This window comes from Stenotrophomonas sp. K-6, assembly GCF_056861555.1.
This window is the reverse complement of the sequence record NZ_JBSPUC010000001.1, coordinates 562,387-577,125: the sequence shown is the minus strand read 5'-3', so window position 1 is coordinate 577,125 and position 14,739 is coordinate 562,387. Positions and strand designations below refer to the sequence as shown.

Here is a 14,739-nt window from a genome sequence, read left to right as displayed (position 1 = left end):
CGCCAACCGGGCAGGACGGCGTCAACGGGAGACCGCGCGACAGACCTGCACAGGGATATCGAAAAAAACGGGATCTGCGTGACGTCCTGCGCGTCGTGATCGGCTGAAATGCGGTGCCCCACCCGCCGCTGCTTTCGCCACGGGCTCACTCTTTTTTCTCAGGAGGCGGTTGACGGAGGCGTTCGGCGTCGCGCTCTGCGTGCTCGGCATCCATCACCGCCGCCACGTTCCGCAGGAACGCGGCTTCGATCGAAGGAGGTATCTGGATGGGGATCGCTTGGCCGCGTGCCTCGCCGGTGGCCTGGGTCACCTCGAATCCATGCAGCGCCCCCTGCTCAAAGTCCACCACAACGGTCAGCCCGGGGCCGCTGGCGAGCGCGACCTGTTCCGGGAATGCACAGTTGTTGCATTCGACAAGGCCCTCGGCCTGGCCCGGCAGGGGCACCGCGAGCCCAAGGGTCGTCAACGTCCCGAACAACCACACGGTCCTGAGCTGCATGGGATCCTCCGTGCGGCACGATGCCGCGTATCCATTCCAGCCTCGGCGCGCGTTGCGGTCTGTGATCTGGTCTGCACTTCCGGACGCGGCTGGGCGCGGGCGCTGTTCATCCTCGAGTCGGCTTGCCCTCACTCCCTTTCACCCCGCGCCGTTATGCTTTCCGGCATGACTCGACTTCCCCTCTATTTCTTCAGCGCGACCGTCCTGCTGGCCTGCACCGGCGTCAGCCCGGTAGCCGATGCCCAGAACTTGGATGCGCAGCGCGCGCAGCTCAAAGCCGTCATCGACAACGCCGAGCGCGGCCAGTTTGACCCGGCCCAAGCGGCCGCATTGAGCCGGCACCCGCTGTATGGCTGGGTCGAATTCGCCAACCTGCGGCGCAACATCGACACCGTCAGCAATGTGCAGGCCCAGGACTTCCTGAAGCGTTACAACGGCCAGGCCGTGGCCACCAGCTTCCGCAACGTATGGCTGCCCGCGGTGGCGCGACGCCAGGATTGGCCGACGCTGCTGGCCAACTGGACCGAGACCTCCAACGTCGGCCTGCGCTGCGCGCAGCTCAATGCGCGCCAGGCCACTGGCAAGGCCGATGCGCAGTGGGTGAGCGAGGCGCAGGCGATCTGGCGCAGCACCGGCAAGTCGCTGCCCGATGCCTGTGACCCGGTCTTTGCCGTGCTGGAGGCCAAGGGCGGTCTGAGCGCCGAGCTACGCTGGGCACGTATCGACGCCGCCGCCGATGAGCAGCAGCCGGCGGTGATGCGCAGCGCCGCGCGCGGTCTGCCCGCCACCGATCTCGCGCTGGCCAACACGTATGCCGCCTTCGTCGACAAGCCCAATGCGAGCGCACTGAACTGGCCGCGCAATGAGCGCAGCCGGCGCATCGCCACTGATGGCCTGGCCAAGCTGGCCAAGGCCGATCCGGGCGCTACCGAGCAGCAGTTGCCGCAGTACGCCGACGCCCTGCAGCTGAGCGCTGCACAGCGCGCGCAGGTGCTGTACCAGATCGCGCTGTGGACGGTGGCCTCGTATGGCCCGGAATCCGCCCGCCGCCTCAATGCAGTTCCCGAATCCGCCTACGACGAACGCCTGCACGAATGGCGTGCGCGCGAAGCACTGTCGCGCGGCGACTGGCCGGCGGCGCTGACCGCGATCCGCAAGATGGGCCCGACCCAGCGCGCCGACTCGCGCTGGCGCTATTTCGAAGCGCGCATGCTGGACAAGACCGGCAAACGCAGCGAAGCGCAGGCGGCCTTCCGTGAGGCGGCCCGTGCGGCCACCTTCCATGGCTTCCTGGCCGCCGACCAGCTCGGCCAGAACTACACGCTGTGCCCGTGGGAACCCAACGACAGCGCCCAGGCGCAGGCGGCGGTCGCGCGCGACCCGGCGATCGTGCGCGCGATGGAACTGTTCAAGATCGAGCGTGCGGGCTGGGCCGTGGCCGAGTGGAACGATGCGCTGAGCCGTTACGACAACACACAGCGTCGTCTCGCCGTGGAAGTCGCCCGCGACAACGGCTGGTTCGACCGTGCGGTGTTCTCGCTCGGCAAGACCCCGGACGAGCAGCGCCTGTACTCGTTGCGCTTCCCGCTGCACCACGACGACAGCATCCGCCGCGAGTCCGCCCGCAATGCCATCGATCCGGCCTGGGTGGCCGCGGAGATCCGCGCCGAGAGCATCTTCAACCCGAAGGCCCGCTCGCCGGCCAACGCGATGGGCCTGATGCAGGTGCTGCCCGCCACCGGCGCGGCGGTGGCCAAATCGATCGGGCTGACCAACTACGGCGGCGCCGCCAGCCTCTACGATGCGGACACCAACATCGCCATCGGCACGGCCTACCTGCGCCAGCTGATGAACAAGTACGACGGCCTGCCCTACGTCACCATCGCCGCCTACAACGCCGGCCCGACCCCCACTGCCCGCTGGCAGTCGCAACGCCCGGGTTTCGATCCAGACATCTGGATCGAGACGATCAGCTACAAGGAAACCCGCGAGTACGTCGCGCGCATCCTGGCCTTCAGCGTGATCTACGACTGGCGCTTGAACGGTGACGCGCTGCCGGTGACCGACCGCATGAACGGCCGCCTGCAGGTCAAGCGCAAGACCTTCGCCTGCGCGGCCAACGCCGACAAGGGTGGCGACTGACCGGCCCCGCCATGCCGGCCGGCTTCGCGAATCCGGCACTCCCGATTGGCGTGGCCTTGGTCCCCTGCGGCATCATGGGCATATGAAAATCTATCTGGTTGGCGGCGCCGTGCGCGACCGCCTCTTGCAGCGCGCCCCGGGCGACCGCGACTGGGTCGTTGTCGGGGCCACCCAGGCGCAGATGGAAGCGCAGGGCTATAAGGCCGTGGGCCGCGATTTCCCGGTGTTCCTGCATCCCGACACCGGTGAGGAATACGCGCTGGCCCGCACCGAGCGCAAATCCGGCCGCGGCTACCGGGGCTTCGTGGTCGATGCCGATCCCGCCGTGACGCTGGAAGAAGACCTGCAACGCCGCGATTTCACCATCAACGCGATCGCCTGCGATGAAGCCACCGGTGAACGGGTGGATCCGTATGGCGGCGTGCGCGACATCGAGCAGCGTGTGCTGCGCCACGTCGGCCCGGCGTTCGTCGAGGATCCGCTGCGCGTGCTGCGTGCGGCCCGCTTCATGGCGCGCTTCGCACCGCTGGGCTTCATCGTCGCCGACGAGACGATGGCGCTGATGCGGGAGGTCGCCGCCAGTGGCGAGCTAGATGCGCTGGTGCCCGAGCGCGTGTGGCAGGAGCTGCGCCGTGCGCTCGCCTCCGCACAACCGTCCGCGTTCCTGCGCACGCTGCATGACGCCCATGCACTGGGTGCGATCCTGCCCGAGCTGGAGGCCCTGTACGGTGTGCCCCAGCGTGCGGAGTTCCATCCGGAAGTCGATACCGGGGTACACCAGGAAATGGTCAGCGACATGGCCGCGCAGCTGGCACCGGGCGATGATCTGATCGGTTTCGCCGCGCTGACCCACGACCTCGGCAAGGGCCTGACCCCGCCCGCCGAATGGCCGCGCCACATCATGCATGAGCAGCGCGGCGTCGCCCCGCTGCGTGGGTTGGCCGAACGCCTGAAGGTGCCGGTCGATCACCGCCAACTGGCCGAAGCGGTCTGCCGCGATCATCTCAACGTGCACCGCATCGACGAACTGCGCGATGCCACCGTGCTGGAACTGCTCGGCCGCTGCGATGGGTTCCGCCGCCCCGAGCGCATCGCGCAGATCGCGCTGTGTTGTGAAGCCGACAAGCGCGGCCGGCTGGGCTTCGAGGACAGCGATTACCCACAGGGTGAGACGCTCAAACGCCTGCACCAGGCGGCGCTGGCGGTGCAGGCGCGCGATCTGGATCTGAGCGGCTTGAAGGGCCCGGCGGTGGGTGAAGCGCTGGCCAAGGCGCGTACGCGGGCGATTGCGGCGGCGCGCTGAACGATGCCAGCGCGTCGCGATATCACCAATCGAAGCGCAGCCCGATATTCCCTTCGATGCTCCTGCGCTCCTTCTGCGCACTGCTTTCCAGATCGCGCGTGTAATCGGCCACCGCAAACGCACTGACATTGGCATTGAAGCGCGCGACTACACCGACCCCAACTTCCAGTGCGCGGGCGGCCTGCTGATTGATCAGCTCATTGGTGCCGAAGCTGATGCGATCCTCGCCGTCCAAGGTCTGCCAGTAGTTCACTTTGAGGTATGGCTGCCAGCCATTGCCGGCGAGATTGTAGTCGGCTGCAAGGCGCAGGCCGACACGGCCGGTCCACGCGTTGTCGTTGTCGTAGCTGATCGTGGAGATGCGGTCCGCGCTGTCATCCAGCGCACTGCGCTGCCAGATCACCTGCGCCTGCGGCTCCAGCCACCAGGCCGATTGCCCGAGCTGCAGCAACGGCTTGCCGACCTCCAGTGACGCCGTGGTGCCATCCCCGCGCAGATCGATCCCAAGGCCGCGCGCCGACCATGCATTGCCGTCGTAACGGCTCTGCATGACCACCGCGTCGAGGTAACCGCCCGCACTGCCCACGCGGGTCCAGTACAGACCGACATGCTTGTCGTCCAGGCGCGTGCGGCCCACTGCCACGTTGTCCCAGCCGATCGCGAAGCCGTTGACGTTGCCCTGCGCGCGGGTACGCCCGACGAACACGCCGAACTGATTACGCGCCTGATCATCGGCCGTTGCGTACAGATCCACACCGGCCTGGATGCCCTGGATGTCACCGTCGAAGCTGGGCTTGGCATCGCCTTCCCAATGCTGCTCATGGCTCTGCCCGATCATCCGCGCCCATGCCGAACGAAAACCGCCCTGTCCGGCCAACAGGCGCTGTTCGCCCTGGCGTTCGTGGAAGGTACCGAGGCTGAGCAGACTGGTCTCACGCAGCAGCGGCGGCACCACCGCGTAGGTGGCCGCCTCCACGCGGTACAACGGAACGATGTCGCCTTCCGCCGGCATTGCACCGGGCGTCGGCGGAACGGCCAGCGGTCCGGGCACGGCGGCCGGCGTGGTCGGTACCGGCGGTGGGGTATCGGCCTGGGGCGGCGCGACAGGTGCCGGCTCGGGCGGTGGCGGCGGCGGTGCGGGCTCCGGTGCCAACGGGTCGGGATTCTCCGGCAGATCCGGAGACGGCGGTGCCGCCAACGGTGGGGGTGGCGTGCCGGCATCCTCCGGCGGTGGCGGGGGCGGCGTCACTGTCGGCACGCCCGGTGGGGCGGGTGAAGGGGCCGGCGAGACGCCCGCCACCAGCGTCGAACGGAGATACCAGTTCTCGCTGCTGCCGTCACTGACGCCGCCCTTGAACAGGAAATACTCGAACGCTCCCGCCGCGATCGGGTTGTACAACGCAAAGGCATTCGGCGCGGTGCTCGCCCCGTTGATCGACTGCACCACCAGGATGCCGTCGGCCAGCGTCGCCGCGCCGGTCCCTCCGGCGTTGAGAATTCCGAGCCCAGTGCTGCCACTGGCCACGCCGTTGGAGATCACCAGGCGGTCGGAAGGCGCACCGTCACCGGCCAACACCGACTGCAGATACACGCCGCCGTTGTTGCCGACATAGTTGCCTGCAATGGTAAACGCATCGCCTGGACCGTTGCTGCCGTTGCTCAAGTCAATGCGCCCGGCATTGATCACACTGGCCTGCTGCCCGGCGGTGAACGTGCGCACGCTGGCATTGAGGCCACCGGCGAACACCGTGCTGGTGCTGTCGATGTCCAGCGTACCGCCGGTGGTGGTGAAATCGGACAGCACCAGGTCGCCATCGAACGTCAGCTGGCTGTCCTGGCGCAGGTTGATCTGCTCCCAGCCGGTGAAGCGCGAGACACCGCTGGTCTTGACGTTGTTCATCGTGAGCAGATCGGTGCCAAGCCCACCGGTGAACAGCGGAATCGCGCCGAGGTGGCTGTTGTTGAGGTTGGACAGCGTGGTGAGGTCGTTGCCCTCGCCCATGTCCACTGTGCCGTACACCACGCCGCCACCGGACCAGTCCAGCCGATCGTTGCCGGTGCTGGCGCGGATCTCGCCGCGCACCGTGCCACCGGTGATGGTGATCGCATCGTCGCCACCGCTGACGCTGATGTTGCCGCCGATGTAGCCCTCGGAAAGGATGATCGTGTCGTTGCCAAAGCCGGTGACCAGGTTGCCGTCGATGGTGCCGCCGGACATGTCGAAGGTGTTGTTCTCCAGCTTCATGTTGACCCGGCCGATGCGGCCGCCGGTCATCTCGGCATAGTCGCCGTCGTCGAAACCGCCGACGATCTGCCCGCCCGTCATGCGGAAGCGATCGGTTCCATCGCCCTGCAGCAGGGCGCCGACGGTGCCCCCGGTCATGATGAAGACGTCCTGCCCGCCGCCTTGCTGCACGGTGCCGGTGATGGTGCCGCCACTGATCTCGATCTGGTCGACGTCGTCGCCCTGATCGACCGAAGCCAGCGTACCGCCACTCATCACCAGCACGTCAGTCCCCGCGCCCTGCGTCACCGCGCCGGCAATGTTGCCACCCAGCATCTGCAACCGATCATTGCCGACCCCCTGTGTCAGCGTGCCGCCGATGCTGCCGCCGGGGCGCACGATGGCGGTGTCGTTGCCGGCGCCTTGATCGACGTTGCCGACAATGGCGCCGGCGACGTCCAGCAGGTCATCGCCGTCGCCGAGCAGCGCCGAGCCGGTGATCGACGAGCCGGTAAGCAGGCGCAGGATGTCGTTGCCGCCCGCCAGTGAGATATTGCCGATGATGCGGCCGCGGTTGGTGAGGTCCAGTGCGCCGTTACCGGCAGCGCCGATCACCGTGCCAGGTGCCTGGATGACGCCGGTCTCGGCGTTGACCACGGTGTTCAGGCCCGTGGTGTTCTGCAACCAGATTGCCACCGCGTTGTTGGCGCGGATCGTCCCGTTGTTGACGATGGTGTTGCCCGCGCCCAGGAAGTTGATCACCTCTGCACTGCCCTGGCTGCCCAGTGCAAGCACTTCGCCCCCGGCATCGACGGTGACCGTGCCACCGGTGCGCATCTCGAGGGTGTTTCCACCGGCGTTGTACAGGCCAGCGGCGCTGACGGCGGTCGCGCTCACCGTCGCGCCGGTTCCTACGCGGATGTTGGCGTTGTCACGCAGCGAGATCGCGCTGGAATCGCCTACCACCAGCTTCGCGCCGGATTGGACATCCACGGTACGCCCATCTTCGGCCGGTAGATTGCCGTCGCCGATGCGGGTCGTGTAGGGGTTGGGGGCGGCGGTGTCGCAAGTCGTGGTGGTGCCAACGGTAACGCAGTCTGCCTGCGCACCGAACGACGCCAGCACGACTGCACTGCTCAGCAGACAACGGGAACGCAGCAACGCGGTGATGCTGCGCGCGAGGGGGTGACGGGTGGAACTGGGCATGCGGCTTCCTCTGGACATCACGGAGGGCGGCGGCGACATGACAGGTCATCGAAGCCCCCTGCTCCTGACTGCACGCATCACCATGGAGTTCACGTCGGCAGCACGTGCTGCCTGGGACTGCATTACCAGCGGTGCAACATCAGGAAAAGAGAGGCGGCGCACCCGAGTGGGTAACGGCCAGAACGCGGGTTCGTCAATTACGTAGTGGTGATAGGTACTTTTACTGTTCGACTGTGATGTGAACGTAAATGCAGGTGCGCGGGCCGGTGCCGCTAGATCTTCAGGTAGATCCGCCGACGGTCCAGCGCCCACATCACCAGCCACCAGAGCGCCACGAAGCCTACTGCGCAGGCCACGGAGGCCAGCTTCGGCGCCTGCGGCAGCGCATGCTCCAACGTACGGAATGCCCAGGCCCATGCACCGGTCGCGCCTAGCACCAGCGCCATCACGGAGGACCCGAGATAGGCAGCGATTGCATTCATCCCGAAGCGGCGACCCAGCGCAGGCAGCCCCCCACGGTCGATCACCGCGTGCGCCAGCAGCAGCGCGGCCATGGAAAGGCCGCCGGCCCAGACCACGAAGCTGGGCGTCCAGAGTTGCTTGTTCAACGGCAGCCACACCGTGGTCAGCCCGCCGAGGGCCAGGCAGGCGGCCGCCAGGACCGCCAGCCGAGCCGTCTCACCGGCACGCAACCACGCACCGGCACGCAGGCCGAGCACCGTGGTGGCAATCGCACCGAGGCTGCTGAGCAGGCCTTCCGGGTCATGACCCAGTCCGGTGCGCGCAGAGTACGTGTAGAGGAAGGGGGCAAACAGCGCGGTGTCCAGGCGGCTGGCCGGATTGACCCACGGCTCCAAGGAAGCGGCCGACAGCAGGATCGCCGCATAGGCGGCCAGCAAGCCGACAATGACCGCCCATTGCGTCCGCGCCTGCGTGTAGACCGCCAGCACGCCAACCGCCGCCACGCACAGGGCGATCCGCTGCAGCACGCCCCACAGGCGATACGCGGGTAATTCAAACAGCCACCACGCCATCAGGTGCAGCAGCGCACCGGCGATCAGGATGCGCAGCGCGCGTTGCAGTACCCCACGCACCAGCGCCGGACGCATGGCCGGGTCGGTGGCGCGCGGGGCCAGGCTGAACGCCATCGAGACGCCTGCGATGAACAGGAACAGCGGGAAGATCAGGTCGGTCGGGGTGAAGCCATGCCAGTCCGCGTGCAGCAGCGGCGCGTAGACATGGCTCCAATCGCCGGGATTGTTGACCAGCAGCATCGCCGCGACGGTCAGGCCACGCAGCGCGTCGATCGACCCCATCCGCCCCGACGGCGCGTCACTCATACGTCTTCGCGCTGCCCGGCAATCCAGGTGCTGCGTACCTGCAGCGCATCATCGAGCAGGACCAGATCGGCATGATGGCCTTCAGCGATATGCCCGTAGCGGTCATCCAGATTCAGGAACTGCGCGGGATAGGTGGAGGCCATGCGCGCCGCCTCGGCCAGCGAGACGCCCAGCAGCTGCACGCTGTTGCGTACCGCGGTGGCCATGTCCAGTGCCGAGCCGGCCAGTGAGCCGGCGGCATTGCGCACCACCCCGTCGACCGCGGTGATCACCTCGCCATAGAGCTCATAACTGGGGTCATCCGCCCCTACCGGCGGCATCGCATCGGTGACCAGCATGACTTTGCCACGTGGCTTGGCGGCCAGTGCCACACGCAGGCTGGCCGGGTGCACATGCACGCCGTCGGCGATGATACCCACCCAGCTGTCGCGGTCTTCCAGGGCAGCGCCCACTGCACCCGGTTCGCGCCCGGTCAGCGGCGACATCGCGTTGTACAGATGGGTGAAGCCGCGGATACCGGCCTCCAGGCCTGCACGCGCCTCTTCGTAACTGGCGGCGGTATGACCTGCCGCCACCACCACGCCACGTTCCACCAGCGCGCGGATGCTTTCCAGCGGTACCCGCTCGGGCGCCAGCGTGAGCAGGGTGACGCCGTTGTCCAGCGAGGCGGCCAAGGCGATCTCGGCGGCGTCCGGCACACGGAACTTGTTCGGATCGTGCGTGCCCTTGCGCGCAGGGGCGATGTAAGGGCCTTCCAGATGGATGCCGAGCACGCCCGGCACGCCCTCGCTGATGGCTTGGCGGGTCGCGGCGATGGCCGCGCGCATCACCTGCACGTCGTCGCTGATCAGGGTGGGCAGCAGACCGGTGGTGCCGAAGCGGCGGTGCGCCTTCGCCAGTGTGCGCAGCGTGGCCACATCCGGGCGGTTGTTGAACAGCACGCCGCCACCGCCATTGACCTGCGCATCGATGAAGCCGGGCAGCAGCCACCCCCCCCCCAGGTCCACCTGCTCATCTGCCTGACCCAGCATCGGCGCGGCATCGGAGATGAGCGCGGTGATCCGGCCGCTTTCGATCACGATCGCCAGGTCGTCGCGGAAGTCGTCACCGGCCAGGATGCGGGCATTGCGCAGGACAGTTTTCATCAAACGGTTTCCGTCACTTTGTTCAGATGCGGCGGCAGATCCGGGTTGTGGCCACGCCGCAGTGCCAGCGCATTGATCGCGCGGTAGAAGCTCTGGATGGTCAGCAGCGGGGCGCAGGCCGGGTGCGGCGCGACCGGCAGCGGCAGGTCCCCACCGACATCGGCCAGCCACACCTGCGCATCGCGCGCAGCGAACTCGCCCAGCACCGCACGGGTGCCGGCGCCGGTTTCATCTGGCTGGGCAAAGGCCAGCACCGGGAAGCCCGGGCCGACCAGCGCCATCGGGCCGTGCTTGACCTCGGCCGAGCTGTAGGCCTCGGCGTGCAGGCCACAGGTTTCCTTGAACTTCAGCGCCGCTTCCTGCGCTGCGGCCAGGCCAAGACCGCGGCCAAGTACAAACAGATTGTGGGCCGGCACCAGGCCATCGGTCAGCGACGACCAGTCGCTCTTCCAGGCCTCGCGCAGTGCATCGGGCAGCGCGCGCAGCGAGGCGATCAGCCCCACGTCCTGGGTCCAGTACGCCACCAGCTGCAGGATAGCCGACAGCGAGGCGAGATAGCTCTTGGTCGCCGCCACGCTGCGCTCGGCACCTGCGCCCAGCGGGATGACCGTCTCGGCCAGCTGCGCCAGGGGCGAATCCTCGACGTTGACCAGCGCCACCACGCGCGCGCCAGCGGCACGTGCGGCCTCGGCGTTGCGCAGCAGGTCCGGGCTCTTGCCCGACTGCGAGATCACGATGTACAGCGCGCCACGCAGTTTCAACGGCGCTTCATATACCGACCCCACCGACGGCGAGGCCGAGGCGGTCACCAGCCCGAGCCGGGTTTCCAGCAGGTACTTGGCGTAGGTGGCGGCATGATCGGAACTGCCCCGTGCGCAGGTCACCACGAACGGCGGCGGCGCCGCGCGCAGGCTGGCCGCCAGCGTCTCCACGGCCACCTGGTTGCGCGCGAACTGCGCAGCGATCACATCGGCGGCTTCCGCGGCTTCGCGGTACATCAGGGTGTCGTGGGCAGCAGGCAGGGACATGGGAACTCAGGTCGTTTCAGGAGAAGGAAGCCGTGCACCCTGCGGGCGCATCGGCGCGGTGGAGCCACGCACCACCAGCTGCGGCACGAAGCCCTGGTTCTGCAGCTGCAGCGGCGCGTCGTCGTACGCATCGCTGCGCAGCTGCGCGATCAGCAGGCGCGCGGCATGCCGGGCGATGTCTTCGGTGGCCTGCTTGGCCGTGGTCAACGGCGGCCAGGACTGGCGCGAGAACGGGCTGTCCTCGAAGCCGGCGATGGACAGGTCGTAGGGCACGTTCATGCCGGTGGATTTGGCCGCCGCCAGCACGCCGGCAGCGATTTCATCGTTGGAGCCGAAGATGGCCGTGGGCGGTTCGCGCAGCGCCAGCAGGCGGCGCGCGCCGCGGAAGCCGTCATCGAAGGTGTAGTCGCCCTGCACCACCAGGTGCTTGTCGATGGACATGCCGTAGTCGCGCAGTGCCGCTTCATAGCCGGCGTAGCGTTCGCCACTGGAACGGTGCGAGCTACCGCCCCACAGGAACCCGATGCGCTGGTGCCCAAGCTGGATCAGGTGCTCGGTGATTTCATAGGCGGCCTCGCGGTCGTCGACGAACACGCAGGCGCCATCTTCGGGATCGGCGGTGGCGGCGATGATGCGCACCAGCTTGATCCCGCGTGCGGTGAGTGCGGCCACCAGATCCTTGCGCTCGGACATGGGCGCGGTCAGCACCAGGCCGGCGAGGCGCGAACGCTGCACCCAGTCGGCCAGCTCCTCAGCCAACATCGGCGAACTGGAATCGCAGGGATGGATCTGCAGCCCGAAGCCGGTTTCGCGGCACGCCGCAAGCACGCCGTTCTGCACGCCGATGATGTGGTACGGGTTGGGGTTGTCGTACACCAGCCCGACCACCAGCGTGGTGCCGGTGCGCAGGTTGCGCGCGGCCGGATCAGGCTCGTAGTCCAGCTCGGCGATCGCACGCAGCACGCGCGCGCGGGTGGCCTGCATCACCGACGGTTCGTTGTTGATCACCCGCGAGACCGTCTTCAGCGATACCTTGGCCCGTTCGGCGACATCCTTGATGGTCGCTCTACGCATCGTTTTTCCCTGGCTGACCGGTTGAGCGTCCATGATCGCCGATCACTGCCCGTCGCGGGACAGCCCGACCCGGTGGCCGCGCATCGAGTAGAACAGGATGTACAGGTAGCAGGGCACCATCAGGCCGGCGAAGACCCACTGGAAATCAAAGTGCTGCTTGAGCACCGCGAACAGCTGCGGAATGATCGCGCCACCGGCAATGGCCATCACCAGCAGCGCCGAGCCGGTTTCGGTGAAGCGGCCCAGGCCGCGGATCGCCAGCGGGAAGATCGCCGGCCACATCATCGCGTTGGCAAAGCCCAGCGCGGCCACGAAGCCGACCGAGACATAGCCGTGGGTCAGCAGCGCGCCGGTGCTGAACAGCACGCCCAGCACGGCCGAAATGCTCAGGTAGCGCGATTGCGTCACAAGGTGCGGAATCAGCGCCAGGCCCACCACGTAACCGGACAGCATGAATGCCAGCGTGATCGAGGTGAACATCTTGGTCTGGTCCAGCGGCAGGTTGAAGCTATGCCCGTAGGTACCGATCGCATCACCGGCCATCACTTCCACGCCGACGTAAACGAACAGGCACAGCACGCCCAGCCACAGGTGCGGGAACTGGAAGATGCTGGTGCGCTCGGCAACGCCTGGCGCGCGGGCCGGCGTGGCATTGGCTTCAGCGGTCTTCAATTCGGGCAGCGGCGAGAACAGCACGCCGACCGCCAGCACCACCAGCAGCCCGGCCATGGCCATGTACGGCAGCTGGATTTTGGCGGCGAACTCGTTCAGCAGCAGCGTCTTGGTCACGGCGTCTGCGACCTTCACCTGGGCATCCAGATCGCCGATGCCATGCAACACCAGCGTGCCGATCAGCACCGGGGCGAGCATGCCGGCGACCTTGTTGCAGATACCCATCAGCGCGATGCGCCGGGCGGCGGTTTCGATCGGCCCGAGGATGCTGATGTACGGGTTGACCGCCGTCTGCAGCAGGGCCAAACCGCTGCCGATCACGAACAGGCCACTTAGCGCGCCCGGGTACCAGCGCTGCTGGGCGAAGTGGGCGAACACCACCGCACCGGCCGCCATCACCAGCAGGCTCAGGCTCAGGCCTTTCTTCATGCCGGTGCGCTTGAGAATCCATGAGGCCGGCAGGGCGAGGAAGAAATACGACAGGTAGAAGACCATCAGCACCAGGAAGGCGCCGACCTCGTCCAGCTCGAAGGCCAGTTTGACGAAGGTGATCAGCGGGCCGTTGAGCCAGGTGAAGAAGCCGATCAGGAAGAACAGCACGCCGATGATCAGGATCGAGGTAAGCACGCTCGAACGCGCGGAGGCAGCAGGCACGGCAGACATCAAGAAGGCTCCTGCATCGACGGCGCGCGATGCGGCGTCGGAAGAGTGGCTGGGAACAACGTTGTCACATTTATTCGTCGCCCCTGCCGGGTTTGTCAACAACTGGTTTTCCGGACGACCGATGAAAACCGCGTGCTGCATCTGCGCAAAAACCCGGTATGACTCATCGGAAGGGAGATGAGCCCCTGTTTCCAAGCAGTTTGCAAAAACATGACGCCCGTTGGGTGAAAACGTTTTCCTGCGGCAGGCCCCGTTGCGGCGCAGCATCGAAAGTGTGAGGTTATCGTTGACATCGTTGTCAGAACGATTACAGACTCCGCCTCAATCGCCGGGCCAGCCCTGGCCGTGCCCAACCGATGGAGTCCGTGTGACCAACGCCGCCCACGCTGTACCGGCCCAGGCCCCGTCCGCTGCGATGCCGCCGTTCCTGGCCGCCGACGTGGGTGGCACGCATGTCCGGGTGGGCCGGGTCCAGGCCAGCGCGGATCCGGACCATCCCGTGCAGCTGCTGGACTACCGCAAATTCCGCAATGCCGACTACGCCGGCCTCAGCGCGATCCTGTCCGAGTTCCTGGCCGATGGCCCGCGCCCGGCACACTGCGTCGTCGCCACTGCCGGCTATGCGCGTGAAGACGGCACCGTGATCACTGCCAACCTGCCCTGGCCGCTGTCGGCGCGGCAGATCGAGCGCGACGTCGGCCTGGATCAGGTCTACATCGTCAATGACTTCGAGGCCGTGGCCTACGCCGCCGCCCAGGTCGACGCCAGCGGCGTGCTGCAGCTGACCGGCCCGGCCACCGCCCCGCGCGGCCCGACCCTGGTGGTCGGCCCCGGCACCGGCCTCGGCGCGGCGGTATGGATTCCTACCGCGCACGGTGCCGTGGTCCTGGCCACCGAAGCCGGCCAGCCGACCCTGGCCACCACCACCGAACTGGAGATGGCGATCGTGCGGCAGATGCTGCGCGAGCGCTCGCGTGTCTCGGTGGAGCAGGCGCTGTCCGGACCCGGCCTGATGAATCTGTATCGCGCCCTGTGCGCGTTGAACGGCCACGCACCGACGTTGACCACCCCCGATGCGATCACCGCCGCCGCCGTGGCCGATCAGGACCCGCTCGCACGGCAGAGCCTGGACGTGTTCTGCGGCCTGCTCGGCAGCACGATCGGTGACATGGCGCTGCAGTACGGCGTCACCGGCGGGGTCTATCTGGCCGGCGGCATCCTGCCGCAGATCCGCGATTTCCTGTTGAACAGCACCTTCGTCGAGCGGTACCTCAACAAGGGGCCGATGCGCGAGGCGCTGGAACGCATTCCCGTGAAGGTGGTCGAGCACGGGCAGCTGGGCGTCATCGGCGCCGCCAGCTGGTACCTGGGACATAGGGACCACCCGAACGCCTGACGGCGCGCAGGGAAAGGCAATACGCAGTACGTGGCACCCATGGCGCG

Annotated in this window: 10 protein-coding genes; 3 read left to right on the top strand and 7 right to left on the bottom strand. The window is 67.3% G+C overall.

Annotated features, from left to right (window positions below):
- Nucleotides 1-145: 145 nt before the first annotated feature.
- Complete coding sequence (locus AC13F7_RS02520) at nucleotides 146-499, bottom strand: hypothetical protein (protein WP_482999137.1); 354 nt, start codon at nucleotides 497-499, stop codon at nucleotides 146-148.
- 153 nt (nucleotides 500-652) lie between these two features.
- Between AC13F7_RS02520 and AC13F7_RS02515 the strand changes: the two genes are divergently transcribed.
- Together AC13F7_RS02515 and AC13F7_RS02510 are read left to right on the top strand one after the other, a co-directional pair.
- On the top strand, nucleotides 653-2,641 hold the full coding sequence (locus tag AC13F7_RS02515; RefSeq protein ID WP_482999136.1) for a transglycosylase SLT domain-containing protein: 1,989 nt from the start codon (nucleotides 653-655) through the stop codon (nucleotides 2,639-2,641).
- An 82-nt stretch (nucleotides 2,642-2,723) separates the two neighbouring features.
- Nucleotides 2,724-3,944, top strand: coding sequence for a multifunctional CCA addition/repair protein (locus tag AC13F7_RS02510; RefSeq protein WP_482999135.1), 1,221 nt, complete (start codon nucleotides 2,724-2,726; stop codon nucleotides 3,942-3,944).
- A gap of 22 nt (nucleotides 3,945-3,966) precedes the next feature.
- Here AC13F7_RS02510 and AC13F7_RS02505 read toward each other — a convergent pair whose 3' ends face one another.
- The 6 genes from AC13F7_RS02505 to AC13F7_RS02480 all read right to left on the bottom strand — a co-directional run bounded on the left by AC13F7_RS02505 (nucleotide 3,967) and on the right by AC13F7_RS02480 (nucleotide 13,296).
- Nucleotides 3,967-7,374 carry an autotransporter family protein gene (locus AC13F7_RS02505; RefSeq protein WP_482999134.1) on the bottom strand — a complete coding sequence of 1,136 codons (3,408 nt, stop codon included), beginning with the start codon at nucleotides 7,372-7,374 and terminating at the stop codon, nucleotides 3,967-3,969.
- A 272-nt stretch (nucleotides 7,375-7,646) separates the two neighbouring features.
- Nucleotides 7,647-8,714 (bottom strand): acyltransferase family protein, encoded by a 1,068-nt coding sequence (locus AC13F7_RS02500; RefSeq protein ID WP_482999133.1) that lies wholly within the window; start codon nucleotides 8,712-8,714, stop codon nucleotides 7,647-7,649.
- Nucleotides 8,711-9,859 (bottom strand): N-acetylglucosamine-6-phosphate deacetylase, encoded by a 1,149-nt coding sequence (nagA, locus tag AC13F7_RS02495; RefSeq protein WP_482999132.1) that lies wholly within the window; start codon nucleotides 9,857-9,859, stop codon nucleotides 8,711-8,713. The genes AC13F7_RS02500 and nagA overlap by 4 nt, the downstream gene beginning before the upstream one ends.
- Nucleotides 9,859-10,887, bottom strand: a complete 1,029-nt coding sequence (locus tag AC13F7_RS02490; protein WP_482999131.1) for an SIS domain-containing protein — start codon at nucleotides 10,885-10,887, stop codon at nucleotides 9,859-9,861. The genes nagA and AC13F7_RS02490 overlap by 1 nt, the downstream gene beginning before the upstream one ends.
- Before the next feature lie 6 nt (nucleotides 10,888-10,893).
- On the bottom strand, nucleotides 10,894-11,961 hold the full coding sequence (locus AC13F7_RS02485; protein ID WP_123730183.1) for a LacI family DNA-binding transcriptional regulator: 1,068 nt from the start codon (nucleotides 11,959-11,961) through the stop codon (nucleotides 10,894-10,896).
- A gap of 42 nt (nucleotides 11,962-12,003) precedes the next feature.
- Nucleotides 12,004-13,296 carry a sugar MFS transporter gene (locus AC13F7_RS02480; protein WP_482999130.1) on the bottom strand — a complete coding sequence of 431 codons (1,293 nt, stop codon included), beginning with the start codon at nucleotides 13,294-13,296 and terminating at the stop codon, nucleotides 12,004-12,006.
- A 415-nt stretch (nucleotides 13,297-13,711) separates the two neighbouring features.
- Between AC13F7_RS02480 and AC13F7_RS02475 the strand changes: the two genes are divergently transcribed.
- Entirely contained in the window at nucleotides 13,712-14,692 is a 981-nt protein-coding gene (locus AC13F7_RS02475) for a glucokinase family protein (RefSeq protein WP_482999482.1), read from the top strand.
- The last annotated feature ends 47 nt before the right edge of the window (nucleotides 14,693-14,739 follow it).